General features: G+C 49.8%; 15 protein-coding genes. 8 read left to right on the plus strand and 7 right to left on the minus strand.

Annotated features, from left to right (window positions below; all coding sequences use genetic code 11):
- Positions 1 to 4: 4 nt before the first annotated feature.
- From ACM6JA_RS30120 to efeO, 6 genes are all read right to left on the minus strand, one after another.
- A complete protein-coding gene (locus ACM6JA_RS30120) occupies positions 5 to 445 on the minus strand; it encodes a divergent PAP2 family protein (protein ID WP_414855363.1) in 441 nt (146 codons plus the stop codon).
- A gap of 23 nt (positions 446 to 468) precedes the next feature.
- On the minus strand, positions 469 to 825 hold the full coding sequence (locus ACM6JA_RS30125) for an SMR family transporter (protein WP_414855364.1): 357 nt from the start codon (positions 823 to 825) through the stop codon (positions 469 to 471).
- Positions 826 to 889: 64 nt separating this feature from the next.
- On the minus strand, positions 890 to 1,819 hold the full coding sequence (locus tag ACM6JA_RS30130) for a decaprenyl-phosphate phosphoribosyltransferase (RefSeq protein WP_007717841.1): 930 nt from the start codon (positions 1,817 to 1,819) through the stop codon (positions 890 to 892).
- 222 nt (positions 1,820 to 2,041) lie between these two features.
- The gene (locus ACM6JA_RS30135) at positions 2,042 to 3,826 is read right to left on the minus strand and encodes an FTR1 family iron permease (RefSeq protein WP_414855365.1); all 1,785 of its coding nucleotides are present in this window, start codon (positions 3,824 to 3,826) and stop codon (positions 2,042 to 2,044) included.
- A gap of 27 nt (positions 3,827 to 3,853) precedes the next feature.
- The gene (gene efeB, locus ACM6JA_RS30140; RefSeq protein ID WP_414855366.1) at positions 3,854 to 5,131 is read right to left on the minus strand and encodes an iron uptake transporter deferrochelatase/peroxidase subunit; all 1,278 of its coding nucleotides are present in this window, start codon (positions 5,129 to 5,131) and stop codon (positions 3,854 to 3,856) included.
- 4 nt (positions 5,132 to 5,135) lie between these two features.
- A complete protein-coding gene (gene efeO / locus ACM6JA_RS30145; protein ID WP_414855367.1) occupies positions 5,136 to 6,041 on the minus strand; it encodes an iron uptake system protein EfeO in 906 nt (301 codons plus the stop codon).
- Between the two features lie 370 nt (positions 6,042 to 6,411).
- Here efeO and ACM6JA_RS30150 point away from each other — a divergent pair, with 370 nt between their 5' ends.
- The 8 genes from ACM6JA_RS30150 to ACM6JA_RS30185 all read left to right on the plus strand — a co-directional run bounded on the left by ACM6JA_RS30150 (position 6,412) and on the right by ACM6JA_RS30185 (position 14,944).
- Entirely contained in the window at positions 6,412 to 7,200 is a 789-nt protein-coding gene (locus tag ACM6JA_RS30150; protein WP_414855368.1) for an HAD-IIA family hydrolase, read from the plus strand.
- A gap of 21 nt (positions 7,201 to 7,221) precedes the next feature.
- On the plus strand, positions 7,222 to 9,300 hold the full coding sequence (locus ACM6JA_RS30155; RefSeq protein ID WP_414855369.1) for a glycerophosphodiester phosphodiesterase family protein: 2,079 nt from the start codon (positions 7,222 to 7,224) through the stop codon (positions 9,298 to 9,300).
- Between the two features lie 61 nt (positions 9,301 to 9,361).
- Entirely contained in the window at positions 9,362 to 10,462 is a 1,101-nt protein-coding gene (locus ACM6JA_RS30160; RefSeq protein WP_414855370.1) for an ABC transporter ATP-binding protein, read from the plus strand.
- A gap of 25 nt (positions 10,463 to 10,487) precedes the next feature.
- Positions 10,488 to 11,804: an ABC transporter substrate-binding protein gene (locus tag ACM6JA_RS30165; protein ID WP_414855371.1), complete on the plus strand. Its 1,317-nt coding sequence runs from the start codon at positions 10,488 to 10,490 to the stop codon at positions 11,802 to 11,804.
- Positions 11,805 to 11,831: 27 nt separating this feature from the next.
- Positions 11,832 to 12,719: a carbohydrate ABC transporter permease gene (locus ACM6JA_RS30170; RefSeq protein ID WP_414855372.1), complete on the plus strand. Its 888-nt coding sequence runs from the start codon at positions 11,832 to 11,834 to the stop codon at positions 12,717 to 12,719.
- Positions 12,720 to 12,732: 13 nt separating this feature from the next.
- On the plus strand, positions 12,733 to 13,536 hold the full coding sequence (locus tag ACM6JA_RS30175; protein ID WP_414855373.1) for a carbohydrate ABC transporter permease: 804 nt from the start codon (positions 12,733 to 12,735) through the stop codon (positions 13,534 to 13,536).
- Positions 13,537 to 13,554: 18 nt separating this feature from the next.
- A complete protein-coding gene (locus ACM6JA_RS30180; RefSeq protein ID WP_414855523.1) occupies positions 13,555 to 14,376 on the plus strand; it encodes a sugar phosphate isomerase/epimerase family protein in 822 nt (273 codons plus the stop codon).
- Between the two features lies 1 nt (position 14,377).
- Positions 14,378 to 14,944, plus strand: coding sequence for a glycerol-3-phosphate responsive antiterminator (locus tag ACM6JA_RS30185; RefSeq protein ID WP_414855374.1), 567 nt, complete (start codon positions 14,378 to 14,380; stop codon positions 14,942 to 14,944).
- A gap of 121 nt (positions 14,945 to 15,065) precedes the next feature.
- Here the strand turns inward: ACM6JA_RS30185 and ACM6JA_RS30190 are convergent, their stop codons facing one another.
- A complete protein-coding gene (locus ACM6JA_RS30190; protein ID WP_414855375.1) occupies positions 15,066 to 15,923 on the minus strand; it encodes an S-layer homology domain-containing protein in 858 nt (285 codons plus the stop codon).
- Positions 15,924 to 16,017: the final 94 nt, after the last annotated feature.

Here is a 16,017-nt window from a genome sequence, read left to right on the forward strand (position 1 = left end):
TCTACTAGCCAATGAGGTTAGGGAGGTTCGCTGCCAGCAGATGCAATACGGTCGCAAGCAGTACCCCGAGCACCAGACCCCCGGCAATTTCCCATCTGGTATGTCCCATGCTTTCGCGCAAAGGTTTGGCGGGAAACACGTCCGGATGTTCCTTTGCGAGCTTGTTGAGTGCCTCTGCATGTTTTCCTACCGCTCTGCGTAATCCAGTCGCATCGATGATCACAATAAACGTCACAGCCACACCCAGCCCGAATGCAGGATGAGTAAAGCCCTCCTGCAAACCTATCAGAAACACAGTCGTGACCATGACAGTTGTGTGCGTGCTGGGAAACCCGCCGTTCCCGACCATTTCTTTGGCCCGGGACCCAAAACGGAGGTAATTAATCAAAAATTTGGTTATGCCGGACACAAGCCAGCCGATGAACGACGCTACCGCATATAACATGATAAAACTCCTCTACGTGATGATTACGACTGGGAAATGACGACGACGCCCACGACGATAATCGCCAGACCGACAATACGTGTAAGGGACAACGGTTCGTTGAAAATCAAGAAGGACAGCACAGCTACCAACACGTATCCGAGTGCTGCCATGGGATAAGCATAGGAGAGCTGCACCTTTTCCAGCGCAGCAATCCAGATAAACGCAGAAAGTCCGTAAAGCGCAAGTCCCACCATAATCGGCAGGTTCGTGAAATAGTGCAGGAACTTCAGTAGCAGCATGTCACTGTTGCTGGAGAGCGAGGATGCGCCCATCTTCATCGCGACTTGTCCACACGCACTGAGGACCACGGAAATGATGATTAGAACAATTGATGGCATAGCCTGATCCACAACCTATCTGTGCAAGGAAATTCAAGTTCAAAAGCCGACCTTTTGAACTTCCTTATTTAAATTCAAATACGTAAATAATCCCGGCCACCATGACGACATACAGGAACACCGTAATGAGAATTGGCTTGTCCTGCAACAAAACTTTTTCCGGACTGCCGCCCTGGCCTGCGACGGTGATCAAATACAGGTAACGGAAAATACCAAAGATCACGAGCGGAATGGTCCACATCAAGTGAATCGTGCGTCCTGATGTAAAAGTGAACAAGGAATAGCTGATGATCGTCATGGTCGTAACAATCGTATTCAACTGATTCAACAATTCGGAGGAATAACTGTCGAGCACTTTGCGATGTGTTCCCTTATCCTGTTGTAACAAAATCAACTCGTGGCGACGTTTGCTGATGGCCAAGAACAGTGCGAGCAGCATCGTACAGAGCAAAAACCACGGGGTGAACGGTGTTTGGATCATCAGACTTCCACCGATGGCACGCAAAACAAAACCGGCTGAAATAATCATGACGTCCAGAATGACCACATGCTTCAGCCTCAACGAGTAAGCGACGTTGAGCACAAAGTAAACGAGCAGTACGAGCGCGAATAATCGGTCAAAGTAATAAGCACTAAAAAGGGAACCCAGGAGCAAAAACGCACCGAATGCTAATGCGAGCGCTGGCGGCAATGCACCAGAAGCCATGGGCCGGAACTGTTTCTCCGGGTGATTTCGGTCATTTTTGATATCGACAAAATCATTGAGGATGTAGACACAGCCGGATACAAAACAAAACAGCAGGAAGGCCAGCACTGATTTTCCAATGACATCTGGACTTACTTTGTGCAAGGAAAATAGCAAGGCAGCAAAGACAAGCAGGTTTTTCGTCCATTGATGTGGACGAAGCTGCTTCACTAAAAGGTAGACCATATTTTGTCGAACGCGTGGCGTTGTTTTGACGTCAACTTTAACAGAATTTGATGTTGCCCCCATATCTAACCCCTATCCTAATATCGAATCTTGTACCTTCTAATGACGGAAAATGTAAAAAGAAGGTTACACCTGTAATATGGTAACATAACTTCCCCATAAAAATTTAACGATAACAGAAAAAATGTGAACTTGCGATAAAGAATGATTGCCAAAAATAATATCGGGGTTTACAAGAAAACGCAGCCCTTCTGAAGGAGCTGCGTTTTTCAGGTTTTCACTCTTTTAGTTCACCCGCGGAATCGGAGTGGCTGCTTTTTTCCGCGAATACAGGAACAAATTGAAAAGAACGATCACGAGTATGATCAATTGCGGGATCGTCGTTTCCCAGCTCGCGTAAATGCCGAGAGTCGGTGCATACAACAAGTAATCGCTGCTGTGTGCAGATAAGCTTCCCGTCACCTGCAAAGCGTGGATGCTGACGCCGACGAATTTAAACGCCATGTAGTAGAGTAATAGGCTGGCTACAAAAAAGAACGGACGCACCGGAATGCGTGCACTGAGCTTGATGATGACCAAGCCAATCACGGCCAAGACGACAAGCGCGCTCAAAATGCCAATCGCCAGGTCTGTCATGGAGATCGTAGCGGCCATCCCCATATAAAAGATAATCGTTTCTGCCCCTTCGCGGGCGACAGCGAGAAAGGCGGTGAATGAGAGTGACCATAGAGCTCCTTTTGCCAAAGAAGAGCCGATAGATTTCTCGACAAATTGATTCCATGCCTGCAAATTGGACTTCTTATGCAACCAGGCACCGATCGTTACCATAAAGAAGACGGCAATCAGTCCGGTTACTCCCTCAATCGTTTCTCGCGAGTTGCCTGTGGAGAGGTTGGAGAAAACGAAACTGAGGATGACGGCAAGAATGGCGGAAACTACGATCCCTGCAATGGACCCAGACCAGATCCATTTGCGCTTGTCGGCATTACCTGACTTGTTCAGGACAGTAAGCAGAGAGACGATGATCAAGATAGCCTCCAGTCCTTCGCGGAACAAGATGAGTCCCGCATCCCAAGCGGTGTACGAGGATGCTGTCGCAAATGGCGCCAGCTCTGTCTTCATTTCCGCAAGATAAGCCGTCGCCTTTTCCCATTGCGGGGGATTGGACAGGATGAGTGTCGGGACGGCGACCATCTTGGCTTCGATACTGCTGTAGGTAGCTTGCGATTTAGTCATGACCACGCCTTCTACAGAGGGCCAAGAGGTGATAAAGGTCTCCATTTTGTCAGAAGCAGCGGTTGCATCCTGATTGGCGATATCTGTTTCTACCGATGCAAGGAGTTCCAGTAGAGTCGAGATGGTGGGCTGCTCAGAAGAAGGATTGGCAGCGGCCTGTTGGACTGCTTTTCCTGACAAATAATTGTCCACGGTAGTAATGAGTGCCTGTACTTTCTCTGCGCTCTTTTTAGGGTCTGGTGGTTCTGTATTCAAGGCAATGCGTGCACTGCTGATTTTGATTTCCATATCCCCGTAGATTGCGGCATTTTCCGCTCGAACAAGACCCTCTGCCTTGTACCAGCCAGTGACGAAGCTGTTGTACGATTGCTTGGCTTTCGCCAGATCGCCTTCCGTGATGGCTGTCATGCTGTTTTGCAAGAGCGGTAGCAATGCCGCAATTTGCTTGTGTGCGCGTTCTTTTGGCTGACCGCCTTCTTCTTTGGACGAGACATAACGGTCCGTTGCTTTTGCCAGATTGGAGATGGCTGTTTTTGCAGTGTCAGGATTCGCTTTCGCTTGGGCAAGGGCTTGCTCTGCTTCCACGATTGCTTGCGTCAATGCTTGTGCATCTGCGGAGGTTTCTTCCGAATTGCCTTCCCAGATGCTCTTCATGCTGCTGATCGCTTTAGCTACTTCTTCCCAGTTGTTATCTCCACTACTAATCAAGGCATCGCTAGAGAGGGCGATCATTTGCTTGAGCTGCTCTGGCACCAGCGGCGCGGCTACAGCGGCAGACAGAGCAGATGTCCATAGCAGCATGCAGGTACAAATGATAAACAGATAGCGTTTCAAGGTGTTCACTCCATCCCAGGTAGTTGGTTAAAATAGCGTGTCCCCGATGTATCCGCCCTCACTTGCACCAGGAAGACAGGCGTACAAACCACTGCCAACATGGGTGATATATTCATTGAGCAGGTCGACGGATGCGAGCTTTTGTTGCATCGGGATGAATTGCTTGCGCGGATCACGATTGTAGCAAATGAACAAAAGCCCAGCATCGAGCTGACCAGTCTTGAGATCCATTCCACTCGAATAAGAGTAACCGCGTCGCAGAATTTTTACCTTGCCCTCCATATGGGCCAAGGCGACATGGGAATCCACAGGAATAACCGGTTTGCCCTTGGCATCCTTTCGATCCAGCTCCAGCTCGTCGAACTCATTTGCTTTGCCAAGAGGAGCTCCGGTTAACCGGTGACGACCAAATGTATTCTCTTGATCGGTGAGGGAAGAGCGATCCCATACCTCGATCCGCATGCGGATTCGACGCATGACCATGTAGCTTCCGCCTGCCATCCACGCGGGACTTTCAGCAGTGTGAGCCCAGACGACTTCATTTGCGGTAGCGGGGTCGTTCACCGGCGGATTGTTCGTGCCATCCTTGAAGCCCATCAGATTCCGTGGTGTGGAGCCAGTCGGGTCGGATGCGCTGGTACGCTGGAAGCCTTCCTGTAGCCAGTGGAGAACAGCTTTGCCTCGAGCGATCCGGGCCAAATTCCGCAGGGCATGGAAGGCGACCTGTGGATCATTGGCACAGACTTGCACGACAATATCGCCACCCGACCATTCCTTTCGCATTTCATCGCTGTTGAAGCGAGGTAAATCGACCAAGGGAGCTGGGCGTTTGGCTGCAAGACCAAAGCGCTCGTCAAAGAAAGAAGCGCCAAGCCCAAATGTCATCGTCAATTTCATTGGGCGCAGGCCCATGGCTTCTCCCGTATCGACAGGAGGAAGAAGGGCGTTATCGCTCTCCTCATCGACGTTTTTGCCGGCAGTCATGCGTGCTGCTGCCTGCGTCCAGCTTTGAAACAAGGTGCGGACATCCCCTAGCGAGGTCGTCGTCAAATCAAAAGCACCCATGCAGATAAAATCCTGCATAGGTGTAATGATCCCGGACTGATGCTTGCCATAAAAGGGAATGACCTCATCTGCACCGGTCGGAGTGGCACTTGTCTGCTCATTTTTAGGAGTAGTGGGCAAAAGGCTATTGACCCCAGTCGCCCCCAACAGCAGTCCAATCCCTCCGACACCAGCCAACTTCAGAGCTTCTCGACGTGTGAATTTGTTCGCTGTGGTGTTTGCGAGATGCTTGTCATTCATCTTGTTAGCCTCCTACGATCGTACCCATTTTGGACAATGGTTCAGCCAATGCATCGAGGGACTGACTCAGCTTTTTCACCTGGTCTTCCTTCAACTCGGTGTACAGCACATAGCCGTCGCCTTTACGGTATGGTGCGAGTGCTTTATCCAAATCAGCGAAGCGAGCTTCAATTTCATTTGCAAGTGCAGAGTCTTTAGCCGTAACAGCAGGCTTCAATACTTTGTAAATTTCGTGAGCGCCTTCCACGTTCGCAGCGAAATCGTACAAGTCCGTATGGGAATAGCGTTCTTCCTCACCAGTCACCTTGCTCGTCGATACCTCGTTCAAGAGCTCAACCGCACCCGTTACCAGCATAGGCACATCGATTTCGACGCTCTCTACCTTCACGCGGAGCTGCTTCACATCTTGCAGCAGTTGATCCGCCACTTTTCCTTGGTCAGCAACCGATTTGGTTTCCCAGAGTGCTTTCTCCAATTTGTGATAGCCGCGCCATTCGTTATCAGGCACATCGCCTTCGCGGGCATCGATCCATGGGTCAAAATCGCCGAGAGATTCAGCGATAGGCTCGATTCTCTCAAAGTAAGCACGGGCTGGAGCATACTCCTTTTTCGCTTTTTCCATATCGCCTGCTTTAACGGCGGTGGTGAAGCTTTCTGTTGCTTTTACGAATTGGTCGGTTTGGTCGACGACCCATTTTCGGTATTGATCAATAGAGGCTTGCAGCTCAGGAGAAGGAGCAGAAGCAGAAGCAGTGCTCGCTGTCGCAGACTGATCAGCAGCGGCAGGCTTGTCAGGCTGAGCGGCTTCTGGTTTTTTCTCTTCGGTTTGTGTTTGTGCGTTTCCACAAGCGGCGAGCAAGGAAGAGCCGAGAACAACTGCGGCGAGTGGATAACTCCATTTTTGAATCATGAAAAGACATCCCTTCATCTAATATGAGTGCATAATTATATGATTATATGTCGATAATGAATATCATTATCATCCACAAAGAATTTATCTCTTTCTTAGACAGTTTGCAATCTTTTTTTCGCCACCGATCACTGGTTAGTTTTGGCGTTGTTCACAAAAAACCAAAAGTAGCTCAACAATCCCTTAACAATGACTTGTTATGATCGAGCTATCAACCAAATGAATAACGTCTGTAAGTGGGTCGAGACGTGGAGAAAGCCCTCATACAGCAATAGATTCGAAAAAGACCGTTCGTTCGGTTTGTTTCTTTGTGCTATTGCCGTGTATGAGGGCTTTTTGTGTTCTCGAATGAAAGGAGCGAGCAGGGGATTTGCTAGATACAGATAGGTATGATGCGTATTTTTTTGATTTGGATGGAACGATTTTTCTCGGGAATGAACTGCTTCCTGGGGTGGAAAAGACACTTGCCGCGCTACGGGAGAAGCAGAAAAAAATCATGTTTTTGACCAATACGACGGTACAGACAAGAACAGCTTGTCAGACTCGCCTCCAGAAGCTCGGATTGGCTGCTCAGCTGGAAGAAATCATGACGGCTGCCTATGCGGCGGGATTGTATCTTCAAGAGAATGCGGAGCAAGCGCGTGTCCTGATTGTTGGAGAGCCTGCCTTGGAGGAAGAGATTGCGAGCTTTCATATAAAGCAGGTGCAAGATGCGGAGGAAGCTACGCATGTATTGGTCGGAATGGACCGAGCATTTACGTATGAAAAGCTGCAACAGGCTGCTGACGCTGTGCGAAATGGAGCCCACCTGATCGTAGCGAACCCCGATCCGTTATGTCCGGTGCCAGGGGGTGCCATTCCTGATACATGGGCGTTGGCGAGAGCGATTGAAACGGCTGGTGGAGCCTCTGTCTGGGCGATGACTGGCAAGCCGTCCCGGTACTACGCCGATCAGGTTTTTCAACAGCTTCAAGTGCAGCCAGAAAGATGCGTCATGGTGGGCGATCGTTTGGAGACAGACGTTTTACTTGGGAAAAACAGCGGCATGAAAACGGCGCTGGTAATGACAGGTGTGACGACCAGTCGCGAACTGGAAGCCACAGAGATTCAGCCAGATTACATCCTTCCGACGATGGAAGCCATGGTGCAAGTCGAGTAGGAAAACGAGGAGGCATGGGAGATGGAGTTGGGTAAGAGCAGCAAAAAGTGGTTGTGGTCACTAATGGCAGCAAGTCTGGTGACAGGCAGTATGCCCGCGATGGCGCAAAGCGCGGTGAGCAAAACCTTGCTCATCACAGAAGTTGTCAATGATCCCCTTTTTGATGAAAGTACAGGCGAGTTTATCGAAATCACCAATGTCTCCAACGATTCGATTGATTTGAGTGGATACATGATCGGCGACGAGGAAAAGCGTGGAGGAAATGAAGGGATGCATGCGTTTCCGGAAGGCACCATGATTGAGCCTTACCAGACGATTGTCATTTCTCGCTATGCCGACGGAATCGTGGAACGCCACGACGTCACGCCTGATTTTGAATTGTTCGATTCCATGGAGGACGTCCCTGAGCTGTTGCCGACGGATTGGGCGACAGGCAGCATTTATTTGGCGAATGGCGGTGACCACGTCATTCTGATGGATCCTGAGTACAATGTGGTGGATTCGATGGCGTATATGGATGCGAAGGTTCCGGGAGTCACCTCTCATCCGGGAGTAGCTGGCGGACACTCGATGGAACGCCTGACGGAAAAGGATACGAATGATGCTTCCAGAGATTTTGTCGATCAGCCCAAGCCGACCCCTGGTGAGTTGTTGTTTGGACCGAATGCCCGAAAAGACAAGATTCCAGTCTCTGATCTGAAAGACGACGTGCTGATTGTCCCTGAACCTGAGACGGGAATTGTCCTTCCGCCGACGGTGATTGCCATGTACGACAAGAAGTCCGAGATCGATGCGATTCTGGAAGCAGAAGCGTCATCCATTTTTATTCCGGTGAAAAAATCCGGGAAGAACGGAGTCGTTACCCAGGACGGCACATCGCTGGACGAGGTACTGGACCAGATCAAGGGCAAGGCGATCCCGGTGATTCATATCGAGGACAAGAAATTGGTAGCGGAGGTCGATCGCCTGCTCCAGAAAGAGAATCTCTCTGATGTGCACATTGTGTCTTCCCGACCGGAAATCGTCCAAGAGATGCGGGAGAAAAACAATGAATACCGTGGTGCCCTCGTGTATATCGACGGCAAGCTGAACGAAAAGAAGCAAAAGGAGCTCGTACGCTCAGCCAGGAGCAGTCGTTCCAATGTGATCGTTCTCTCGCAAACTGCGATGACGGAGGAGGTCATTCGCTACTTCCGCAATCGCGGGTTGTCCGTGTGGGGAATCGATCGGGCGAACAAGAGCCAAGCGAGTGAAATGATCGAGATGGGTGTGGCCGGGGTTGTCTCACACGATCCCAAAGAGGTACATGAGCTGCTTGCTGCGTACCCAGAGAAAAGCATCACGCAACCTCCGATGGTCATGGCGCATCGAGGTATCCCTTCCTTAAAGCCGGAAAACACGATGTACGCCTTTGAAGAAGCGATGGAGCTGGGTGTGGAGATCATCGAGACAGACGTCCACAAAACAAAGGATGGCCACCTTGTCCTAATCCACGATTTTGATCTGGAGCGTACCACCAACGGGACAGGGAAGGTAAAGGATTTCACGTTGAAGGAACTGCGCGAATTGAACGCGAACAAGCTCGACCCAGCAAATCCTTCCTGGTACCAGCCTGAGATTACGGATGCTGTCATTCCTACCATGGATGAATTGTTGGAAGCGGCCAAGGGTAAAGCGGTGCTCATTCTGGAAGCAAAGGGGATTGGGTACGAAAAGGAAATGGCGAAGGTCATCAAGGAGCACGACATGGTTGAAGATGTGATTGTCAGCAGCTTCAGCTCAGAAGTATTGGAGCGTTTTGCCAAGCTCAATCCGGAATTGGGACTGGGCTTTACCTTGAGCGGGACCAAGCCAAAGGAACAGCTGGAACAGTATGCCGAAAAGCAGATAACAGACGCGGTTCAACTGAATGCCCAATACTATATCAACCATCAGATTGTCACGCCAGAGCTAATCCGATTCGCCAAGCATCGGGGAATCATTTTGACCGTGTATACAGTTAACGAGGAAGTAGATATGAAGCGGGCAACCGAGGCTGGAGTCGGGGGAATTATTACGGACTATGCGCAAAAACTTTACAATGCCCAAATATTACCTTAGTAAGCAATTGTTATAGTCGAGTGATACGTAAAAAACAGCGAGAGGTTCAGGGGGGAAAGTCGTGGCTGAAGTGGAATTGCGGCGCATTTCCAAGATGTATGGGGGCCAGAAGGTAGTCAATGAAGTGAGTGCTCGTATTCTACCAGGAGAATTTTTCGTGCTGGTAGGGCCTTCTGGTTGTGGGAAATCAACCACACTGCGCATGATTGCCGGGCTGGAGGAGATCAGCACGGGAGAGTTGTTGATTGGCGGCATGCCGATGAATCAAGTCCCTCCGAGCGGGCGAAACATCTCCATGGTCTTTCAAAATTACGCACTTTATCCGCATTTGACGGTAAAAGATAATATTTTGTTTGGTTTGCAGGTTCGAAAAGTAGACAAAGCGGTGCAGGGCAAGCGGTTGGAGCGTGTAGCGGAGATGTTGGGCATCGCGCATCTTTTGCAACGCAAGCCGAAGGAATTATCCGGGGGACAACGACAGCGTGTTGCACTCGGACGGGCTATCATCAGTCAGCACCCTATCTGCCTGATGGACGAGCCGTTATCCAATCTGGATGCCAAGCTGCGCGGGCACATGCGCACAGAAATCCGTCGCTTGCAGCAAGAGCTGGGCATCACGATGATTTACGTTACACACGATCAGGTGGAAGCGATGACGATGGGAGACCGCATGATGGTCCTGCGCGACGGCGAGGTCCAGCAAGTCGGAAAACCGCTCGACGTCTACAACCATCCAGCGAATTTGTTTGTGGCGGAGTTTACGGGGGCACCCCCGATGAATACGGTACCTGCCATTTGGCGGGCAGGCGATCAGGCAGGGATTGAGCTGGCAGGTCAGCATTTTTTGCCGCTTCCAAAGTTTAACGGTATCAAGGACCAGACCCCGGTCGTTCTCGGTCTGCGTCCAGAGTCACTGCAGCCCGCCCTTGAAGGGCAATCTGTGGATGCTTCCTGCCAGTTTCCTGTCACCGTGCAGGGAGTAGAGATTCTCGGTTCTGAGACCATTGTGGAATTCACCGTGGGAGACAAGCTGTGGAAGGCCAAATGGAACGGGCAATGGCACTGTAAAAGAGGCGAAACCATGCATGTTCGTTTTGATCCAGCTCAGGTGAACGTGTTTGATGGAGAAACCGGAAAAAATCTAGCGGTTACGACCAATTGAGAAAAGAAAAGGGAGAGGTACTGTGATGCGTAAAGTTGTCAAAAGCTTGTTTGCGGTCGTCATGAGTATGAGTCTGATCACGGGTTGCTCCAGTGGCAATTCTTCGTCCACGAACAACGCGGCGCAAGGAGCCAATTCGTCAGGCAAAACAGAGCTGTCCTTCTATTATCCGGTTGCGGTTGGCGGTCCTTTGACCAAGATCGTGGACGGAATGGCAGAGGAATTTAACAAAGAAAACCCAGATATCACAGTCAAGCCAGTGTATACGGGCAGCTATCAGGATACGACGACAAAAGTACAGGCAGCTGTACAGGGCAAGACTCCTCCCGATGTCGCGGTGATGCTCTCAACTGAGCTACATACGATGATGGACATGGATGCAATCCTTCCGTTGGACGACTTTATTGCCAAGGATGGCGGCAGCGAATACGTAAAAGATTTCTTCCCAGGCTTTTTGGCGAATTCCCAAGTAGACGGCAAGACATACAGCATTCCATTCCAACGCAGCACCATCGTGCTCTATTACAACAAGGACGCGTTCAAGGAAGTCGGGCTTGATCCGGAAAAACCACCGACATCATGGGACGAGCTGGTTCAGTACGCTGCCAAGTTGAAAAAGGACGGACGCTACGGCGTCGAGATTCCTTCCTCGAGCTTCACGTATTGGATGTTCCAAGCGCTGGCCCTGCAAAACGGCAAGAACTTGATGTCCGAAGATGGGAAAAAAGTGTTTTTTGATACGCCAGAAAATGTAGAAGCTCTGCAATTTTGGGTAGATTTGTCCAAAAAGCATCAAGTTATGCCTGAAGGCGTCAACGAGTGGGCGACAGTACCTTCTGATTTCTTGGAAGGCAAAGCGGCGATGATGTTCCACACGACAGGGAACCTGACGAACGTGAAGAAAAGCGCGAAGTTTGATTTTGGCGTAGCATTTTTGCCAGCGAAAAAGAACTACGGCAGCCCGACAGGTGGCGGTAACTTCTACATGTTCAAGGGAACGGATGAAAAGAAACAGGAAGCGGCATGGAAGTTCATTCGCTTTATGACCGAGCCTAAGCGCGCTGCTCAGTGGAGCGTCGATACGGGTTATGTTGCTACACGCAAATCTGCATACGAAGAAGAGACTATGAAGCAATACGTCAAGGACTTCCCAGCAGCAGCAGTAGCTCGCGACCAGCTGGAATACGGTCATGCTGAGCTGTCTACTCACAATAACGGCAAAGTGACAAAGCTCTTGAATGACACACTGCAATCCGTGATTACTGGTCAATCTGAGCCTGCGGAAGCATTAAAAAAAGCGCAGGAAGAAGCGGACAAGATGCTGGCGCCGTTCAACAAATAAATCAAGCAAGGCAATGGGGGAGCGACAATGGGGGAACTACGCGCAAAATGGACAGTGAACATGTACGCCTGGCTCTTGCTCCTTCCCTCCCTCATCTTCCTGCTGTTGTTTACCTTCTATCCGGTTATACAAACGTTCATACTCAGTTTTCATCAAGCGGATCTGGGTTCTCCAGAGCCGTTTTTTAACGGGATAGATAATTATAAACAAATGGTGGAAGATGAAGTGTTTTGGAAGGTGCTGACCAATAATATCTGGTTTGCCATCGGAACGGTGCCGACGAGTGTGGCTCTCGCGCTAGCTATGGCTCTGTTCGCCAACAAGGCATTACGAGGGAAGAGTTTTATCCGCACGGCTTATTTTTACCCGACAGTTGTTCCGATGATTGCAGTGGCGAACATCTGGCTGTTTATTTACACACCGGAGTACGGAGCGCTTAGTCATGTGATGGAGTGGTTCGGAAAAGGCGACATGAACTGGCTCGGCGATCAGAAAAATGTGATGTGGGCGATGATCTTCATGGTCATTTGGAAGGAAGCGGGCTATTTCATGATCTTTTATTTGGCGGGGCTGCAAAACATTTCGCAGGAGCTGTACGAATCCGCCTCCATGGAAGGGGCGTCGTCGTGGACGGTTTTTCGCCGCATCACCTTTCCGCTGCTCATGCCAACGACGATGTTTGTCAGTATTATCGCCTTCACTAACTCTTTCAAGCTGGTAGACCATTTGGTGATCATGACCAAAGGCGGACCGGATAATGCCAGCAATCTCTTGCTGTACTACATATACGAGACGGCGTTTTCATTCTGGGATCAAGGAATGGCTTCGGCATTGACGATTGTCATGGTCGTGCTGCTGCTGTTAGTCGCTGCTTTTCAGTTTTTTGGTATGGATAAAAAGATTCATTACAACTAAGGGGGGATGGCAGATGCTTCGCAAAATCACAACGGTTGGAATGTACGGCTTGGCCGTTCTCTGGTTGTTTCCTTTGCTCTGGGCGGTCTGGACTTCCTTTCGCCCGAGGGAGCTGGCGACTTCGTGGTCGCTCAGTGCAGCTTTTACACTCGATAACTATGCGAAGGTGTGGGACGCAGCGCCCTTCGATCAGTACTACATCAATACCTTTTTGATCGTGACTGGTATTTTGGTGGCGCAAATTATTACGGCTACACTGGCAGCGTATGCCTTTGCGAAGCTGCAATTTTGGGGAAAGGATGTGTTGTTTGTTCTGTTCCTGGTCCAGCTCATGGTCCCGGCGGATATTTTGATTTTCCCCAACTATAACGTCTTGCGTGACTTGTCTTTGCTGGATACCAAAATCGGCATTATGCTGCCGTACTTCGCTTCTGCCTTCGGGGTCTTTCTGTTGAGACAAACCTTCAAGACAATCCCGAACGAGCTGGAGGAGGCGGCACGGATGGAGGGCTGCTCCTGGTTCCAAATTCTGTGGCGGGTGTACGTTCCGTTAGCGAAGCCGACCTACATTGCGTTTGGTTTGGTCTCGGTGAGCTACCATTGGAACAACTTCATGTGGCCGCTGATTATTACGAATTCCATAGAAAATCGTCCGTTGACGGTCGGTCTGGCGATTTTTGCCCAATCGTTTGAGACGGGGGCGCAGTGGGCCGAGGTAAGTGCAGCGACAGTCATGGTGATTTTTCCGTTGTTGCTGGCATTTTTGTTGTTCCAGCGGCAGTTTATCAACAGCTTCATCCACTCCGGCGTGAAATAAGAGGGAGGGTCATGAATGATGAGAGACAAAAGCCCGTTTGCCGTATCCACTTATGCGTTATTTGATCTGTCCTTGCGCAATGCTATCTTTCAGCTTTTGCACCATGATTGGAAGGGCATCGAGATTATGTGTGAAGAGAATCATGCCGACCTCTTGGACTGGTCCTGGGAGCAGTTGAAAGAGTTGAAGCAGCTGGGAGACGAGAGAGGGATTGCCTGGTCGATTCATGCGCCGATTAGCGGCTGCAATCTGGCGGCGGACGCAGGGGCAATCCGGGATCAAACAGTGGACACGATGAAGCGCTGCCTGGAGATTGCCAGCTTTCTCGACTGCACCCATGTCGTGATGCATGCGGGGGAGGTAGAGGACCGACTCGCGGAAACAGAGCGTGCCAGAGGTGTGGAAAATGTGAGTCAGGCACTCCAGGTGTTGACCTCCGAGCTGTCCGCAGAGAGTAGAACCATACTGACGGTCGAGAATGTTCCCCCGTATCCAAAAGTGCTGGGGTGGAACGTCGAGGATCTCGTGCGTATATGCCGTCACGTACAATCCTCTCGCGTGGGAATCGTGTACGACGTGGGCCATGCCCATTTGATTCGTCCGGGATATGCGATCGATGCATTGCAGGAGGTACTTCCTCATTTGTCTGCTCTTCACCTGAGTGATAACTTTGGCAAGCTGGACGACCATTTGGCAGTGGGTGACGGAACGATTCCGTTCGCATCTATCCTGTCACTTTTAAAAGACAATGGATTCGCGGGTCATTGGGTTGTAGAGACCAAGCAGCTTGGCTGCGCTGAGGTAAGTGTTGAACGGCTACTGAGGGCAGGAGGCGAATAACATGGACATGCAAACGATTTTGAAAACAAATCGGGTTATTGCGGCAACCGAACAGGATCGCTTGGGAGAGGCAATGGCGTCCCGAGCTTGCGCGATCCTTTTGATGTACGGAAAGCTGACCAAGCTGATGGAGGAAGCCGAAACCATCCGTCAGTCGAGCAAGCCGATTTTTTTGCACACAGACCTCATGAATGGCTTGTCCAATGACAAGGAGGCTTTTCGTTTCTTGTCGACCTATATCCAACCAACGGGCATTGTCACTACCAAGGGACCAATGATTCGCGCGGCCAAAAAGGAAGGGATGCTGACGATCCAGCGAGTCTTTTTGATCGATTCAACTTCTCTCACGACGACCATCAAAAACGTCTTGGAAAACCAGCCAGATGCGATTGAAATCATGCCGGGGATAGCGCCTTCTATTATTTCGTATATCAAGGAGCATTTGTCGCAGCCGATTATTTTGGGCGGGTTGATTTGGAATATGGAACAGGTCAACGAAGCGTTGAAGGGTGGAGCGGATGCTGTTTCGTTGAGTAAGTCGGAGATGTGGAATCATATGACTGTTTAGGAGAAAGGACGGGTGTGAAAGCACCTGTCTTTTTTCGTCTACATAAAAACACCTCCATGCCGGTTGAGGAAGTGGAGGTGGGCTGAGTAGGTGTTTTTATGGGAGTAACAAGTTTGGTCTTCTATTTGCTCGAGTGTAAGTCTACATAGCCTGATTCCTTCATGCTCATATACATTCTGTACAAAATCGTTACTGCTTCTGCGCGTGTTAGCATTTCGTTAGGCTCGAATTCGCCATTCCATGCAGTCATGACTCCTCTTTGTTGCAAGAGGGCGATGTTGTAAGCTGTGTATACGCTGTAGGAGTCATAGAAGCGGTATACGTCTCCTTTTTTCTTGACAATGAGGGGAAAAAGCGTGTTCGTTTGGTTTTTTCCATCATCATCGAAGCGACCATCTGAGAGAAAATCATCTTTGGATGGTAAATCCGTATCGGGGGTAACGATGACTGGAATATCTCGCAAGGTAGAAATGATCTTAAAAACAGAATTGTCGTCTGTTTCGTCAAGCTGCTCAAGAAATAATACAGGGAGGACGTTAACTGTACCGATACGATTTAACTTGGCGTCTGGATAGAAGTAGTAGCCGTTTGATGAAGGAAAAACTGCGTTCCACCATTCTATTGTCACGATTGAACTGATTTCCCGGTAGGCCCAGTGGTTTTTTGGTACATCGGCAAAGTGCGTAATATTAAAATCCGGGACGTAATAGTCATCATTAGGATCGTAAGGTCTGTGACGATCAAACAGGCGATAGATCATCACCGTCATTTCAGCTTTGTCCACCCATCTTCCCGGCTGAAAGCTTCCGTCGGGATAGCCGCTGACGACCCCATTGTCTACCATGAAGGAGATAGCGTCCATTGCCCAGCCATATTGCTTGGGATCGACATCTTTAAATGCTGGTGCTGCTAGTGCTACAGGTTGCTGAAAGGTCGTTAGTCCAATAATAAGTGCTAATAAGAGGATGAGGCGTTTCATATCGCTTCCTACCTTTCTTTACCTACTCTGGGTAATCCTTATTTATTTCATCGGCGAAATTACTGTGACGTTACAACTTTTGAACTAGGAGAGC

Origin of the sequence: Brevibacillus sp. IT-7CA2 (assembly GCF_949767855.1) — a bacterium.
Lineage (GTDB): Bacteria > Bacillota > Bacilli > Brevibacillales > Brevibacillaceae > Brevibacillus.